At 68.8% G+C, this 15,947-nt stretch carries 13 protein-coding genes and 1 pseudogene; 6 read left to right on the top strand and 8 right to left on the bottom strand.

Going from position 1 to position 15,947, the window contains the following annotated elements; all coding sequences use genetic code 11:
- Positions 1 to 32 precede the first annotated feature (32 nt).
- The 6 genes from ABZ420_RS08730 to ABZ420_RS08705 are packed head-to-tail and all read right to left on the bottom strand — an operon-like array spanning position 33 to position 6,051.
- Positions 33 to 1,736 carry an ABC transporter substrate-binding protein gene (locus ABZ420_RS08730; protein ID WP_357119032.1) on the bottom strand — a complete coding sequence of 568 codons (1,704 nt, stop codon included), beginning with the start codon at positions 1,734 to 1,736 and terminating at the stop codon, positions 33 to 35.
- Positions 1,729 to 3,117, bottom strand: a complete 1,389-nt coding sequence (locus ABZ420_RS08725; RefSeq protein ID WP_357119029.1) for an ABC transporter ATP-binding protein — start codon at positions 3,115 to 3,117, stop codon at positions 1,729 to 1,731. The genes ABZ420_RS08730 and ABZ420_RS08725 overlap by 8 nt, the downstream gene beginning before the upstream one ends.
- Positions 3,069 to 3,341: an ATP-binding cassette domain-containing protein gene (locus ABZ420_RS08720; protein ID WP_357119026.1), complete on the bottom strand. Its 273-nt coding sequence runs from the start codon at positions 3,339 to 3,341 to the stop codon at positions 3,069 to 3,071. The genes ABZ420_RS08725 and ABZ420_RS08720 overlap by 49 nt, the downstream gene beginning before the upstream one ends.
- Positions 3,338 to 4,189, bottom strand: a complete 852-nt coding sequence (locus ABZ420_RS08715; protein ID WP_357119023.1) for an ABC transporter permease — start codon at positions 4,187 to 4,189, stop codon at positions 3,338 to 3,340. Before ABZ420_RS08715 ends, ABZ420_RS08720 begins: the two co-directional genes overlap by 4 nt.
- Positions 4,186 to 5,133 carry an ABC transporter permease gene (locus ABZ420_RS08710; RefSeq protein WP_357119021.1) on the bottom strand — a complete coding sequence of 316 codons (948 nt, stop codon included), beginning with the start codon at positions 5,131 to 5,133 and terminating at the stop codon, positions 4,186 to 4,188. The genes ABZ420_RS08715 and ABZ420_RS08710 overlap by 4 nt, the downstream gene beginning before the upstream one ends.
- Positions 5,134 to 5,139: 6 nt before the next feature.
- Positions 5,140 to 6,051 carry a rhodanese-like domain-containing protein gene (locus tag ABZ420_RS08705; RefSeq protein ID WP_357119018.1) on the bottom strand — a complete coding sequence of 304 codons (912 nt, stop codon included), beginning with the start codon at positions 6,049 to 6,051 and terminating at the stop codon, positions 5,140 to 5,142.
- Positions 6,052 to 6,223: 172 nt separating this feature from the next.
- On the opposite strand from ABZ420_RS08705, the gene ABZ420_RS08700 reads away from it, so the two are divergent.
- The 3 genes from ABZ420_RS08700 to ABZ420_RS08690 are packed head-to-tail and all read left to right on the top strand — an operon-like array spanning position 6,224 to position 9,391.
- A complete protein-coding gene (locus ABZ420_RS08700; protein ID WP_357119015.1) occupies positions 6,224 to 7,078 on the top strand; it encodes a rhodanese-like domain-containing protein in 855 nt (284 codons plus the stop codon).
- Positions 7,079 to 7,094: 16 nt separating this feature from the next.
- A complete protein-coding gene (locus ABZ420_RS08695) occupies positions 7,095 to 8,399 on the top strand; it encodes an NtaA/DmoA family FMN-dependent monooxygenase (protein WP_357119012.1) in 1,305 nt (434 codons plus the stop codon).
- Positions 8,396 to 9,391 carry an LLM class flavin-dependent oxidoreductase gene (locus tag ABZ420_RS08690; protein WP_357119009.1) on the top strand — a complete coding sequence of 332 codons (996 nt, stop codon included), beginning with the start codon at positions 8,396 to 8,398 and terminating at the stop codon, positions 9,389 to 9,391. Before ABZ420_RS08695 ends, ABZ420_RS08690 begins: the two co-directional genes overlap by 4 nt.
- Here ABZ420_RS08690 and ABZ420_RS08685 read toward each other — a convergent pair.
- Positions 9,388 to 10,740 carry an aminotransferase class I/II-fold pyridoxal phosphate-dependent enzyme gene (locus tag ABZ420_RS08685; protein WP_357119006.1) on the bottom strand — a complete coding sequence of 451 codons (1,353 nt, stop codon included), beginning with the start codon at positions 10,738 to 10,740 and terminating at the stop codon, positions 9,388 to 9,390. The genes ABZ420_RS08690 and ABZ420_RS08685 overlap by 4 nt on opposite strands.
- A gap of 240 nt (positions 10,741 to 10,980) precedes the next feature.
- Positions 10,981 to 11,820, bottom strand: a complete 840-nt coding sequence (locus tag ABZ420_RS08680; RefSeq protein WP_357119003.1) for a MerR family transcriptional regulator — start codon at positions 11,818 to 11,820, stop codon at positions 10,981 to 10,983.
- A 68-nt stretch (positions 11,821 to 11,888) separates the two neighbouring features.
- On the opposite strand from ABZ420_RS08680, the pseudogene ABZ420_RS08675 reads away from it, so the two are divergent.
- The 3 genes and pseudogenes from ABZ420_RS08675 to ABZ420_RS08665 all read left to right on the top strand — a co-directional run.
- Positions 11,889 to 12,194 (top strand): annotated as a pseudogene (locus ABZ420_RS08675) (DoxX family protein); the annotation flags it as partial.
- Between the two features lie 91 nt (positions 12,195 to 12,285).
- Entirely contained in the window at positions 12,286 to 13,614 is a 1,329-nt protein-coding gene (locus ABZ420_RS08670; RefSeq protein WP_357118999.1) for a cytochrome P450, read from the top strand.
- Positions 13,615 to 13,894: 280 nt separating this feature from the next.
- Complete coding sequence (locus tag ABZ420_RS08665; protein ID WP_357118996.1) at positions 13,895 to 15,904, top strand: polyprenyl synthetase family protein; 2,010 nt, start codon at positions 13,895 to 13,897, stop codon at positions 15,902 to 15,904.
- Positions 15,905 to 15,947 lie beyond the last annotated feature (43 nt).

Here is a 15,947-nt window from a genome sequence, read left to right as displayed (position 1 = left end):
CTTCCTGGAACGAGGGGGTGGCGGCAGACTGGTCAGCGGACGGCGATGTCGTATGCCCAGGCATTGACGGTGTTGCGGGGCGGGTCGAACAGTGCGGTCACGTTGTGGATCGCGGAACTCGCCGCGACACTGTTGCGGTCGGTGTAGAGCGGGATCGCCACGGCGTTGTCGAGCAGGTGCGCGGTGATGGTGTCGAACAGCTGCTTGCGCTGTTGCGGGTCGGTCGCCTTGGTCGCTTCGATGAGCCACCGGTCCACCTGCGGGTCGGCGAGTTTGGCGCCCGCGACGATGGAACCGAGGGTGATGCCGTCGATCTGGCCGTATTTCAGGTCGGGGGTGGTGGAGCCGTAGGCGCGGTTGAACTGCAGCGACAGGTCGAGTCCGCCGACCTGACGCGGGAACGCCTCGTACTGGTTGCGGGCCAGCAGATCGTAGACCTGGGCGTTCTCGACGAACTGCAGGTCGACCCGGATCCCGAGATTCTGGCGCAGCTCGGCCTGCCAGGCCTTCAGGAAATCGTCTTCCGGATAGGTCGGCGTGGTGGCGAGCAGACGGACGGTCAGGCGCTGTCCCGCCGCGTCGGTGCGGTAGCCGTCGGAGTCCTTTCCGGTCCAGCCCGCCTGATCGAGCAGGGTGCGGGCGGCGGCGACATCGGGTTTGCCCTTGGTCTCGTACTTGGCGTCGTAATATGCGCTGTCCGGAGAGATGAGGCTCCAGGCGCGCTGCTGGGAACCCTTGGTCAGACTGTCCACCACCGCGGCGATGTCGACGCCCGCGGCGATGGCCCGCCGCACCCGCACGTCCGTGGTCGGGCCGTTGGTGAGGTTGAGCATGATCACCGTGGGCGCGGCCGACGAGCCGATCTGTTCGTACTGGAATCCGTCGATCCCGTCGAACAGGGGGATGTCGGTGGCCTTGACCGTGCCGATCGCGTCGACCTCGCCGCTGCGCAGCAGGCCCGCGCGGGTGGAGGCTTCGGGAATGTACTCGACGACGAGATCGTCCACGTACGCGGCGCCCTGATGCGCGGCGGTGGCGGGGCCCCACCTATAGTCGGGATTCCGGTGGAAGCGCAGTTCCTGCCCCTGGACCGCCTTGTCCAGGACGAACGGACCCGAACCCACCAGCCCGATTCCGCTGGTGAGGGTCTCCTTGCCGACGTTCAGCGTGCTGGGAGCCACGATGGCGCCGCTGAGTCCGGCGAGGGTGGACAGGAAGTCCGCGCGGGGTGTGCTCAGCGTGATCCGCACCTTGTAGGGATCGACCACGTCGACCGCGCTGACGCTCGAGTACTGCAGGAGGCCGAGCACCGTCCAGGACGGGGTGTCCGGATTCCTCAGCACATCGATGTTCGCCTTGACCGCGGCGGCGTCGAACTTCTCTCCGTTGTGGAATGTCACGTCCCGGCGCAGCGTGAATTCGTACACCGTGCCGTCGGGGGAAACGGTCCACTCGGAGGCGAGCCACGGGTGGAACTTTTCGTCGCGGTCTTCGGCGATGAGACTGTCATAGCTGTTGCGCAGCACCTGGGAGGCGTCGAAGGCCGCGCCGACATGGGGATTGAGGCCGCGTGTCGGATAGGACGGCAAGGCGATGGTGAAGGTGCCGCCCGGCTGTGCCGGTGAGGTCAGTCCGCCCCGGCCGCTGCCGGGTTCGGGGTCGGAGGCGCAGGCGCCCGCGGCCAGGACGATGCCGACGGCCAGTGCGGTGAACAGTCGAGTGAGGCGATTACGCACGCGAGGGTCTTTCCGTGGGGTCCGGTACCGCCAGGCGCGGCACGGAATCGAGCAGGGAACGGGTGTACGGGGATGTCGGCGCCGTGAAAACGTCGTCGGACGAACCTGATTCGACGATCACGCCGCCGTGCAGCACGAGCAGGCGGTGACAGATCTGCCGGACGACGGCGAGATCGTGGGAGATGAAGATGATGCCGACCCCGCGCTCGCGCGCGAGTTCGGCGATCAGTTCGAGGATCTGGGCCTGTACCGAGATGTCGAGTGCCGACACCGGCTCGTCGCAGACCACCAATTCCGGCCTGCTGCCCAGGGCCCTGGCGATATTGACGCGCTGACGCTGTCCGCCCGACAGTTCGCGCGGGTGACGATCGATGCTGTCGGCCGGCAGGCGCACCGCGTCGAGCAGACCCATCACCTCTGCGCGCCGCTCGCGACGGCCGACCCGCAAGGCGACGCTCTCGCCGATGATCTCGCCCACCCGGTAGCGGGGGTCGAAGGATCCGGTCGAATCCTGCGCGACCAGCCCGATCCGGCCGGGACGGCGAGTGAGCCGCGTCAACGGCGCTCCGGCGAAACGCATTTCGCCGCCGTCCGGCTCGATCAGCCCGGTGATCATCTTCGCCACCGTCGACTTACCCGAACCGGATTCACCGACCACGCCGAGCACCTCACCGGCCCTGACCTCGAAGCCGATATCGGCGACCGCGGATACCGCACGGCCCCGCACCCGATACGCCTTGGTCAGCGCGCTCGCGGTGAAGATCGGTGCGCCCGAACGTGACGGCGGTGCGCCCGCCCGGCCCCGCGGCACCGCGGCGATCAATGCCCTGGTGTACTCGTGCCGCGGATCGCCGATGACCTGCGCCGCTGGCCCCTGCTCGACGACGCGCCCCGCTTTCATCACCAGGATGCGATCGGCCACCGAGGCCACCACCGCCAGATCGTGGCTCACCAGGATCATCGATCGCCCGCCCGCGACCTGCCGGACCAGCAGGTCGAGCACCTGCGCCTGCACCGTCACATCGAGCGCCGTGGTCGGTTCGTCGGCGATGAGGATGTCCGGGTCACCCGCGAGGGCGGAGGCGATCAGCGCGCGCTGGCGCTGACCGCCCGACAGCTGGAACGGCCGCTGCCGCTTGCGCACCTCGGGATCGGCGATCCCCACCGAGATCAGCAGCTCATCGATGCGGGCCGCGCGGCCGGAGCGCGGTGTCGCGCGCAACGCTTCCGCCATCTCGTCGGCGATGGTGCGCAGCGGATCGAGCGCGACGAGCGCGTCCTGGAACACCAGTCCTATCCGGGCGCCACGGATCCCACGCCACTGCCGTTCGCTCAGTCCGAGGGCCGGGGTGCCGAACAACTCGAACCGGTCGGCCCGCACCCGGGCGCTGCCCCCGCGAGACCGACGAGGCTGCGTGTGGTCACCGATTTGCCCGAACCCGATTCACCGACGATGGCGAGGATCTCGCCGCGCCGCAGGTCGAAGCCGACGCCTTCGACGACATCGCCCGCGCTCCCGGGGAAACCGACGCGCAGGTTCCGCACGCTCAGTACGGTGTCGGTCACGGTGTCCGTGCTCGGCACGGCGGCGGCGGTGAGCGTCATAACTGTGCCCTTCGTTCGAAGCGGTGGCCGACGTGGCGGCCGAGCACCGTGGTGGCCAGGACCACGACCGTGACGGCGGCACCGGGGAAGGCGACCGACCACCACGCGATACGCAGATCGCCGTGCGCCTCGGCGAGCATGGAACCCCACTCCGGGTCCGGAGGTTGCGGGCCGAAGCCGAGGAAACTCAGGGCGGCGGCGCCGAGAATGCTGGTCCCGAGGCCGAGGGTGACCACAATCGGCAGCGACCGCAACGCGTTCGGCAGGATGTGGCGAACGACGATCCGCGCGCGTGACCGGGTCAGCAGGCGCGCTTGCGCGACATGGTCGGCGGCGCGCACCGCCCGGGTCTCCGCCCGCATCACCCTGGCGAATCGCGGCGCCGCGGCGAGGCCGAGGGCGAGAACGAGATTGCCGGTTCCGGTGCCGGTGAAGGTGATGAGCACCAGCGCCAGCAGCACCTCGGGGAACGCGCCGAGCAGATCGAAGGCGCGCGAGGCGATGGCGTCCACGACCCGGCCACCGATTCCTGCCGCCAGCCCGGCACTCACGCCGATCAGTCCCGCGAGTGCCGTCGCCGACACCCCGATGAACAGCGACAACCGGGCGCCGTGCACGACACGGGTGAACACATCACGGCCCAGTTGATCGGTACCGAACGGATGCGACAGCGACGGTGGCCGATGCGCGGTAACCAGATCGGTTTGCAGCGGGTCGCCGGAGGCGAGCAGGGTGGGCACGAGGGCGGCGAGCACCGCGAGAACGAGTACCACGCCGGCGATCAGGACGGCGACGGGACGGTGTGACACCGGGAGGGCGAAGCGTTGCCGCAGAATGGCTGTCGTCATGCGGAGACCTCCTGCAGGTGCGGATCGATCCAGAGATAGGCGATGTCGACGACGACCGTGACGATCAGATAGACGGCGGCCGACAGCAGCGCGACACCGAGCACCACCGGAACGTCGGAATAGCCGACGGCCTCGACCGTCGCCCGTCCCACGCCGGACCGGCCGAAGACCTCTTCGACGACGACGGTTCCGGTGAGCAATCCGCTCACGGCCCATCCGGCCAAGGTCGCGGCCGGGATGAGCGAGTGCCGCAGTCCGTGTCGCAGGCGCAGGCGGGTGGCGCCGATGCCACGCGATCGAGCGGTCAGCGCGAACGGCTGCTCGAGCGCGCGTTCGATCCCCTCCCGCATGACCTGGGCCAGCACCGCGGCAATGGGCAGCGCCAGGGTGACGGCCGGGAGTATCAGACGCTGGAACTCGTTGCCCGCGGTCACCGGCAGCACCTTCAGCGTGAAGGCGAAGATCCAGATCAACAGCAGCCCTGTCCAGAAGGGCGGCGCGGAGGCCACCACGATCTCGGCCGTGGTGATCGACCGGCTGAGTACATCGCGCCTTCCCGCGGTGAGCACGGCCAGCAGCGGCGCGAGGACGACCGCGAGGAGCAGTGCGAATCCGGCGAGCTGGGCGCTGCTGCCCAATTGTTCGCCGAACACGATGTCGGTCACGGGTTCGCCGCGCACGTATGAGTAGCCGAGGTCGCCGTGCAGCAGCCGTCCGAGGTGGTGCCCGTACTGCACGAGCAGCGGGCGGTCCAGACCCCAGTCCTGTTCGATCCGCGCACGCAGTCCTGGATCGCTGGACTCCCCCATGATCGCGGTGACCGGATCGCCGGGGGCAATGTGCACGGCCAGGAACGCCAGGGTGACCGCGGCCCACATCATCGCCACCGCGGACAGGACCAGGCCCGCGATGCGCCCGAACACTTTGCGCCGGTGTGGATTCATCGCGGCTCAGTCCTCGATGGGGGCGCCGACCAAGCTGCCCCATTCGGTCCAGGATCCGTCGTAGACGCGAACCCGATGATCGTCGAGCAGGTCGGTGAACACCAGCCAGCCGAGCGCGGCGCGATGCGAGAGCCGGCAGTAGGCGATGATCTGCTCGGCACCGTCGATGCCGAGCTCCGCCACCCGCTCTCGGAGTTCGGATACCGGCCGCAGCAGTCCGCGCTCGTCGAGCAAATCCTGCGCAGGCAGGCTCCGCGCGCCCGGAATCCGGCCCGCCCGTTCGGCACCGTGATCGATCGGCTCGGTGAGCGGGGACACCCGCAGACCCGAATACTCCTGCGGTGAGCGCAGATCCAGGATCGCGACGGACGTCCCGAGGGCCGCGCGTACCTCGTCCCGGCCGACGACGACTTCGTCGTGGCGCGGCGCGACCCGAGGCAGCGGGTCCGGCGACTCGGAGGCCTGCGCGTCGCCGGTGGGCTCGGCCGCATCGGCGGCGCCTTCGATCGGTGCGGCAGCGGAGGCACTCGACGCGGTACCGTTCGCGGCTTCGGCGACGCGCCACGCGGGCAATCCGCCGTCCAGATAACGCAGGTCACCACCGACCCCGACGGCCGCGGCCACCCAGATGGCGTACGCGGCGAACTGCGTCGGCTCGCCCGCGAAAACCACCGTCGACTCGGCATCGGCACCCAGTGCGCGCAGACGATCGACCAGGACCGGCGCCGCGGGGAATTCCCGGCGCGACTGGTGCCAGAGCAGATCTTTCCAGTAAACGGTGCGCGCGCCCGCGATGGTGCTCCGGTCCGACTCGGCACCCGGCGTGTTGGTCACCTCGATGACGATGACGCCGGAGTCCGAGAGACGGGTCCGCAACCACTCCGCGTCGACGACTCGGCTCGTCAGGACGTCTCCCATAGCAGCCCTCTCGCTGATATGTGCCGGGTCGGACGACCTCGGCGGTGAAAACATATGAGCCGCACCGCGATACTGGGAACACAAAAAGTCACGCAGACCCGAATTATGTTTCCACTGGCTTGGGGTACATATCCTCGGCACCGCGCATAGTCCGAGCGTCGAAAGGATCGCGATGTCCGGGGCCCGTGCCGCCCACCTCATCTCCGCGAGCAACTTGCGTGACGACCCACCCGAACAGCTGGTGCTGCTCGACGTCCGGGTCGGCGCAGGCGGGCCCGACCCCAACGCATTCCGGCGCGGGCACCTGCCAGGAGCGCGCTTCGTCGACGTCGACGCCGACCTGGCGGGTACCGCCACAGCGCGCTCCGGCGCCCGCCCACTGCCGGAAGCCGGACCACTCACCACCGCGCTGCGGAGCTGGGGCATCCGCGACGACAGCACCGTGGTGGTCTACGACGACTCCCGCTCGGTCCCCGCCGCCCGTGCGTGGTGGGTCCTGCGCTGGGCGGGACTGACCGACGTCCGGCTCCTCGACGGTGGGCTGCGAGCGTGGCGCGCGGCCGGCGGCCCCATCGTCTCGGGCACCGAAACCGTCGCGGCGGGAACCGTATCCGCGCTGCCCGGCGGACTTCCCGTGGTCGGCACCGCCACCGTGGCGACGCTGCCCGCACGCGGCATCCTCCTCGATGCCCGCCCCCACAGCCACTATCGCGGCGAGGGCGCATTCGCCGGTCACATTCCCGATGCCGTCAACGCGCCGGTCTTCGACGACTTCGACGAGCACGGACTGCTCCGCGACGAACCCACCCTGCGTACGCGTTATCGCGGCCTCGGCCTCGGCCCCGCGACGCCCGCGGCCACCCACTGCGGCAGCGGGATGGCCGCGGCCCTCCAGGTCTTCGTCCTCGCCACGCTCGGCATCGAGATCGCCCTGTATCCCGGCTCGCTCTCGCAGTGGACCGCCGACCCGGCACGACCCCTCGTCCGCGGCGACTCCCCCGCGCCCGGCCCCGTCCCCGCACCCTGATCCCCGGAGATCCGCCATGACCGCCCAGCCACGACATGTCATCCTCAACGCCAACCTGATACCCGGCGGCACCCTCGGCAGCCCGTGGCGGCGCGCCGAGCAACCCGCGGCGCACTTCGTCGGAATCGAGCACTACCTCGACGTGGCGCGCACCGCCGAACGCGGACTGCTCGATGCCGTGTTCCTGGCCGACTCACCGGACATCCAGGCCAAGGACTGGACCGCGCCCAGCCGGCTGCTCGACCCGTTCATCGCCCAGTCCGTGCTGGCCGCGCATACCAGCCACATCGGCCTGATCATCACCGCCACGACGTCCTATAACGACCCCTACAATCTGGCGCGCTCGTTCGCCGCGCTGTCGGCGGTGTCCGGTGGCCGGGTGGGCTGGAACTACGTCGTCACCGGCGGCGACGCCGCGGCCCGCAACTACTCTCTGAGCCAGGCCCCGCCGAAGTCGGAACGGTACGCCCGCGCCGCCGAATTCCTCGACGTGGTGACCGCGCTGTGGGATTCGGCGCCCGCCGACGCGATCGTCGGTGACAAGGCGACCGGCCGCTACCTCGACCCGGCGGTGGTCCGGCCGATCGACCACGACGGCAAGTTCTTCCGGGTGGCCGGGCCGTTGAAGGCGCCGCCGCTGACCCACGGTAGGCCGGTGCTGATCCAGGCGGGCGCCTCCACCCACGGCGTGGAACTGGGTGCGAGGACAGCGGACGCCGTCTACTCCGCACACGTCGATCCCGGGTCGGCGGCGCAGCGACGCACCGAGCTCCGGCGTCGGGCCGCCGACGCCGGGCGCGCTCCCGACAGTGTGAAGCTGCTGCCGGGGCTGATCGTCGTGCTCGCCGATTCCGAAGCCGCGGCCCGGCGACGCGAACGCGAGCTCATCGACCTCATTCCCGACGAGGTCCAACTGGTCAACCTCGCCGAACGGCTCGGCCTCGACCCCGCCGATCTAGACCTGAACGCGCCGTTCCCGTGGGAGAGGATCCCCGACGAGAACACCGACGGGGGGTCACGCGGACAACGCGCGGTACTGCTCGAGTACGTGCGCTCCAGTGGCGCGGACACGCGTGGCGCGGCGCGCCTGCTGGCCTCGGGCAGTGTGCACGCCAAGGTGGTCGGCGGCCCGGAACAGGTGGCCGGATTCATCGCGGACTGGTTCTCGGCGGGCGCCGTCGACGGATTCAATGTGATGATCGACGAATTGCCCAGCGGTCTGGTCGATTTCGTCGATCATGTCATCCCGCTGCTGCGCCGGCGCGGCATCTTCCGCACCGAATACGACACCACCACCCTGAGAGGGCATTACCGGCTGTGATCACTTCGTCGTCATCAGCGGCCCTCCGCGCGCCGTCGTTGTTCGTGCAGTTGCGCAGCGGTCCGCCGGTCGCCGAGGTCTACCGGCAGACCATCGACATCGGCACGCGTGCCGAACGACTCGGCTTCGGCGCCCTCTGGTTCGCGACCCGGCATTTCGAGGCCCATCACGCCGCACTGCCCTCCGTGTTCCCGTTCGTCGCCGCGGTCGCCCAGCACACCACCACGATCCGGCTCGGCACCGGCGTGGTGGCACTGCCGTTCGAACATCCGGTGCGTCTGGCGGAGGACGCGGTAGTCACCGACGCGCTCAGCGGTGGACGGCTCGAACTCGGTGTCGGCAAGGGCCTCGGATTCGGCCACTCCGCCTCCAGCTACATCGGATTCGGTGTTCCCGACACCGACCGGGAGGCGCTGTACGCCGACCGGATGGCCGCGCTGCGGCGTCTACTCGCCCACGGCCGCGTCACCGACGACATCGCCCTGTATCCGCCACCGGGCACCCTGCGTTCCCGGATCTGGCAGTCCACCGGCAACATCGACACCGCGCGGCGCGCGGGCGCGGCGGGCGACGGACTCCTTCCGCACGGCAACTCCCAGGCACGCGCCGGCGGCGATGTCGCCGAGCTCGTCGACGCCTATCTGTCCTCTTGCCGCGGTACACCGCGCATCGGGTCGACCGTCACGGTGCTGCCCGGTGACAGCGAACGCGACGCGCTCGACCTGCTCGACACCGACATCCGACTGAGCCCGGCCTACTACCCGGAGCTGCCGAGCGCCGCCGACCGGCGACGGTTCCTCACGGACAACCGCATCCGGATCGGAACCGCCGAGCAGATCGTCGAACAGCTGCGCGAGGACCGGGGCCTCGCCGCCGCCACCGAAGTGCTTTTCCACATTCCTCTCGCGGTCGGCCATCCCCGATACGCGGAATGCCTGCACCGCGTCAGCACCGAGATGGCCCCGCGGCTGCATCCGCGGCCCGTCCGCTAGTCCAGGAACTCCCGATGCCTGGCACCGGAGGCCTCGGCGAGCAGGCCGGCGAGTTCGGCGAGCCCGGCGGCCGCATCGGGTAGCTGCGGCACCGCGACGCGCACCACGCCCGGGCGCGGCGGTGCCACATACGATTTCGCCCCCGATCCGACGATGATCCCGTGCCGGGCCAGCTCGAGCAGCGCCGCCTGTTCATCGGCGACCTCCACCCACACCACCAGGCTGTTCACCCCGGAATACGCGGTGACGCCGCGCGCGCGCAACGCCGCGAGCAGCCCTTCCCGACGGGCGGTATAGCGATCCCGGGCGGAATCGATCAGTGCGGCGGTCGCCGGGTCGATGATGAGGTGCGCCAAGGCGTTCTGCAGAATCCGGCTGTTGGCGGCGATGCCGTGGACCCGGGCACGAATGGCCCGGTCGACCAATTCGGCGCTGCCGCCGATGACACAGGTTCGAATGTCCATGCCGTAGGCCTTGCAATAGCTGCGCACCCGCACGCTGCGGCGCGGGAACCAGCGGCCGAGCGAGGGCGCCTGCGCCAGGGCCAGCGGCCCCACCGCGTCGTCCTCGACAATCCAGGGCACCTGCTCCGTCGCGGCGAGCACGGCGGCCAACTCCGTGGCGCGGTCCTCCGACAGCGCGCCACCCATCGCGTACCCGCCCTCCGGCTGGAGCACCACCACCGACGGCTGCCGCCGCAGCACTGCCGCCAGCGCATCGGGCAGCGCCCCCTGTTCGTCGGATTCGATACCGAGCACCTCGTACCCGACCTCCGCCAGGGTGTCGAGGAAGCCCGGCATCACCGGCTCCTCCACGGCGACAAGGGAACCCGCGGGCGCGGCGGCGTCCACCGCGAGGAACAAACCCTCCGAACCGCCGCCCGCAGCGACGAAGGCCTCGGCCGCGAACGGCCAGTCGTCGACGACGGCTTCGCGCAGCCGATCGGTGATGTAGTCACGCCCGGGTCGGTTGAGCTGATCGGTGTGCAATCCGGCCAGCATGGCGGGTGCCAGATCGGGTTGCAATGCGTAGTCCGGACTTCCGGTCAGCAGGTCGCGGGTCGCGAGCGCACGGCCCGCCGTGACCTCCTCGAGCGCGACTACCACCGTGCCACCGCGTCGATTGGTGGTGATCAGACCTTCCTCGCGCAGCGCGCTCCAGGCGGCGACAACCGTGCGCGTACTCAGCCCGCAGCGCCGGGCAACCTCGCGAATAGTCGGCAAGCGCGCACCCGCGGTAAGCGCACCGTCCCGGATCAACCGGGCCGTCACCGCGCGCACCGACTCGGGGGTGTGCGAAGCATCGGCCTGCAGCGCCCGCACCAGCAGTGCAGAATCCGGCTCCGTCACTGACACTCCACTCGTCGTCGCCACCCGTACGGAGAATATATGTATCCAGCAAACCGGTTTGTTCCCGGTTGCTCGATATATGTATCCAGCCGTCCAGCGACTCCGGAGCGACCGGCGGATCAGCCGCTGGGTCGGCGGCCCCTGCCCCGGCGGCCGTGTGGACCGGTCACCGGCACTGTCACTCCCGCCGAGCCACCCGTGCCGCGGCAGTCAACCAACGGCGGTGAGGCGAGGATGTGCTCACAGAACCGGGACGGCCACCGAGATCATCGCCTCCGACTCGGGCACCTGGCTGGGGTCGTTGCGGTAGACGTTGAAATGGTGGGTCGAGACGTCGTCGTCGGTACGAGCGATCCGCAGACCGTTGTCATTGATGAAGGCCGCGATTCGATCGTGTGCTTGCGGGATCATCTCGGCGAACGGGCCGGTCACGGTCGCGCACACCGCGCGGCGAACCGGGAAGTGCAGCGCCACGAGCGGGCCTTGGGCTTCGACACCTGCGGCGGTCTCCACGAAAACCGATTCGTCGACATCGGTCTCCCGGAATTCCCCGTCGTGTTCGATGCAGCCGCCCGCACCGGTGATCGCGATGTTCTGCCGCTGGAGTTCGGGCACGAATCGCTCCCACAGTTCCCCCTCGGCGGCATAGTTTTCCACCGTTCCTCGCAGCGTCACCAGCGTCTGCGCGGGGATGTCGATCAATTCGACCTCGATGTCGGACAAGATGTTCTCCAGTTCGTTCCGATCGAGCATGCGCTCGATGAGGGCCAGCCGATGCCTGGCCGAGGCGGCCTCGTCCACGAGTGTCCGGCGCTGCGATCGCAGCGCATCGGCATACGTGGGAGTGCCGTACACGGCGAGCAGGGCTCCGATGGCGGACACGCCGAACCCGACGTCGCGCAGCTGCCGAATCCGGGCGGCATCACCCAGCTGCTCCGGCGAATACCGGCGATATCCGCTGGCATCGACCGCGGCGGGAATCAGCACACCGCTCGAGTCGTAGTGCCGCAGCATCCGCACGCTGATCCTGCTCAACGAGGAAAAGCGGCCGATGGACATCAGCTTCGAGGGGTCGGTCACGCCAGTGAGTCTGCGGCCTCACACGGTGTCAGAGTCAACCGCCGCGGCGGCGGCACGTCGCTGCCGCCTGGGTCGGCTTCTCGGCGGTCTCGCTGCTGCGCCGGGCCGCGTTCGTCGTGGACCCGCTGGTGGAATACGGCGTGCCGCAATCGTGGTGGACGCCACTGGGATCGGCCAAGGCCGTTGGAGCGCTCGGGCTGATCGCCGGCCTCTTCGTTCCCGCGATCGGAGTCGCAGCGGCCATCGGCCTGATCCTGTACTTCGCAGGCGCGGTGATCACCGTGCTGCGGGCCCGCTCGTACAAGACCGTGGCGTTTCCGATGCTCTACCTGACTCCGGTCGCGGTCGCGCTCGGTCTGGGCTTCGCAGCGTAGGAAGGGGCGCCGCGCGGAGTCAGCGGCATCTATTGCCACTGCGGGGATTTCATGTTTGCGAGGCGCCGAGCAACGGGTTAAGGATGGCTACATGTCGCATGCCCCGATATCTCTGCGTGAACTCCCTCGGCTACGCACCCGCCACATCGCGCAAATCGGTGGACTCATGCGCCCCGGTACGCACCGATCCCCCTTGCTGGAATTCGGCGAACGGTTCGTCGTCTCACCACCGGGATTTCCGACCATGCTGGTCACTTACGACATGGACGATGTGCGAGGACTGTTCGCCAACCACGACGACTTCTCCGTCGGGCAGGTGCTGAGCCGCTTCTCCAGCCACGACATGATGTTCGGCAAGCAGACGTTGATCTTCCTCGACGGTGACGAACATCGCCGCGAACGTCAACTGTTCGCGCCGCCGTTCCAGAGCAAGGCACTCCGGTCCTACGAGGACCTCATGGTGGAGGTGGTCCAGCGCGAACTGCCGACCTGGCCGGTTGGTGAACCGTTCGAGTTTCTGAAGGTCGGCTACGACTTGGCCATCGGGGTGCTGCTCGGCGTCGTCTTCGGCGACGTGGCTCCGCCCCGCAAGGACCGGCTGAAACAGGCGGTCATCCGGTGGTTCGGGGAAATCGAAAGTCGCGGTTTCCTCGCCGTCACCTTGCTCACTCCGCTGGTCGGTGGCTACACGTTGCCCTACCCGCCGCTGACCCGCCGCCAGTCCGAGGTCGACGCCCTCATCATCGAGGAAATCGCCGCGCGCCGGTCCACGCCCGGTGACAGGAACGGCCGGAAAGATGTGCTGTCGCGGTATGTCGGCACCGAACTGGATCAGCACGACGACGCCGCGTTGGCCCGCAATATGCGTGGCATCCTGCTGGGCGCCTACGAGACCACCGCGATCACGCTCGGCTGGATCGCCGTCATGCTGGCCGCCCACCCGGCAGCCATGGCCGAGCTCGACGCGGCGGTCGACGCGGGCGACTGCGCCCGGCTCGACACCTACCTCGACGCCGTGGTCGCCGAAACGATGCGAATCCGCCCGGTGTCTCCGTTCACCGGGCGGCGCGCGCTGCGCGACACCGTGGTCAACGGCGTCCACGTCCCCAAGGGGGCCATCGTCATAGTCCCGATTCTCCTCATTCACGAATCAGCACGGCATTATTCGGACCCGATGGTCTTCCGCCCTGAACGCTTCCTCGACGAGCCGCCGAACGGCCGCACCTGGCTGACCTTCGGCGCCGGCGCGCATCGCTGTCTGGGCGCCCAATTCGCCTTGGCGGAAGCGCGCATCCTCTTCCGCACCATCCTCGAGCATCGTCGCATCGGCGCGGCCACCGGTCCCGTCGAACCCCCGCGTCGCTATCACACCGGCCTCAGCCCCGCCCACAACGCCAGGATCACCCTGCATACCCGCTGATCAGAGCCGCACCGCGGCAAACCTTTCGCCGTCGACGGAGTCTTCGATCAAGTGGATTCGGGCAGGTGCCACGCGAGCCTCTCCGACGCGAAGGCCTAACACACGTGGCGCGCCACGTTCGATGCGTGGCGCACACTGCCGATGTCCGGCCGAGCCGCACCGCAACTGCGGAGCGGCGTCAATTTCGGCCGATCCCAACATCTTCCGCGTCGACTGGTGTCGAATTGCCATTGATCGACGGTGTTCTGGATGACCGATGCGACCAGTCAGGAGTGCCCGCGTGCCACGTGAAATAGATTCGGCTGTCTTCCCCCATCTGGACGCGGACTTGGACCGTGTCCGTGACGTTCTCGGACCCGTTCGGCTGGAGGGTAGGCCTGAACTGGCCGCACTCACAGACGAAGGGCCGGACACCTCTCGCCGCCTGGTCCGCCCCACATTGACCCTCTTGTCGTACTACCTGCTCACCGATCCCGCGGCCCCGGCCGATGACCGGGTGGTGCGTGCCGCCGCTGCCGTCGAGTTGCTGCATCTGGGCTCGCTCTACCACGACGACGTCATCGATCACGCGTACGAGCGACGAGGCCGTCCCAGTGCCAATGTGGTGTGGGGTTCGCATATGGCCGTGCTGGGTGGGGACTCCGTAATGCTCACAAGTGTGCGCATGCTGGCCGAACTCGGTCGGCGCGAGGTCCTGTCGGGGGCAATCGCCGGTGAGCAGATGTGCGCGGGCATGGTGATCGAGGCCGCCGACCTTTACATGGCCTCCCGCAGCGAGCAGTCCTACCTGGACGCGATCGACGGCAAGACGGCGGCGGTGCTCTCGCTGGCATGCCGGGTGGGCGCGATGCAGGCCGGCAGGCCTGACGATCAGCAAGAGGCGTCGGCCCAGTTCGGCCGGTACTTCGGGCTGGCCTACCAGCTGTATGACGACATCCTCGATCTGACCTCCACCGCCGAAGAAATGGGCAAGCCCGTCAACGCGGACCTGTCCGCGGGCATCTACACACTTCCCGTGATCCGCGCGGCCGCCCGCGACCGAAGCCTTGCTCGCCTGTTGCAGAGCAGAATGACGCTCGAGCAAGCTGCGCGTGCCCGCGAGCTCGTCATCGCCTGCGGCGCCGTGGACGAAGCACAGGCGGTGGCCGACGAGTTCATAGACCGGGCCGCGGGTCAGCTCGCCACTCTGCCTGTCGACCCGCGCGCTCGCCGCGCGGTCACCGACTACGCCCGGTCCATCCTCGACCGGCGAACTTCCGGTCCCTCGGTCCCCCGGCGGCCGACGCAGCCACCTCGAACTCACGGCAATGGACTGTCGCCGCAACTCGCGCGATGGTTGCGGAACTGGCTGATGGACACCGGCCTTGCCGTCTCCTCCGCCGAGGCGGACTACCACCGGTGGACAGGGGCGATCCAGATCCCTACGCACACATTGGCCCCAGCAGCGAATGTGGTCCGTGAACAGACCGCCTACGCGATGGCCGTGCTGGTCCTCGCTTGGGATGACCTTTTCGAGGATCCGCAGCTGAGGGACCCGGAAGCCGTGACCGCGTTGCGACGTGGCATGGTGGCGACGCTGCGCCAGGACCCGGAGAAACCGTGGCGGCCCGGCGCGATTCCGACGGCTTGGGCGAGCATATGGCCGCGCCTGCGCGAGGGCCGGACCATCCGCTGGCAGGAGCGTTTCCTCGACGGTGTCGAGCAGTGGTTCGAAGCCGCCGAACGCGAAGCGCACCATCGCATCAGTGGCTACATCCCTTCCACGGCCGACTACCTGCCGCTGCGGATGTCGACCAGTGGGATCGAAACCGCCATCGCCTGCATGGAGGTGTACCACGACCGGGAACTGCCATCGACGCTGCGGGAACACCCCGTGATCCGCCGTCTCGAGGAACTCGCCTTCTGGGTCACTTTCGTGGAGAACGACCTGGTGGGACTGGATCAGGACGAGGCAGACCGAGTTCCCTACAACCTGGTGCGGGCAGTCCATCACGAAACCGGGTGCACTCGCAGCGAAGCCGTGGACCGGGTGCGGCACCAAGTGGCGGATCAACGCGCTCAGCTGGAGGCGGTGATCCACTACGTCCCCGCGCTCCTGCGCGTCCTTCCCGGCCTGGCGGGTGAGGGGAAGGACTACGCGGAGATGTATGTGAACATCACGAGCGTCGGGCTCTGGGGGCGTGAGAGCGATCGGTACACGCAAACCTCCGTTACCGCAGCGCCGGATCTCGAACGCCTGCGCCGTGAGGTCTACCTCCCGGCCGCCGAACCGGCTCCTACGGCGTCGTAAGCCCGCAGCCGGCACGAGCGAGGTCGTCTCCCGCGCCTCCACC

Source organism: Nocardia sp. NPDC005745 (assembly GCF_040630775.1).
Lineage (GTDB): Bacteria > Actinomycetota > Actinomycetes > Mycobacteriales > Mycobacteriaceae > Nocardia.
Note: the sequence above shows the minus strand (reverse complement) of the source record. Positions and strands in the feature narration are given on the sequence as shown.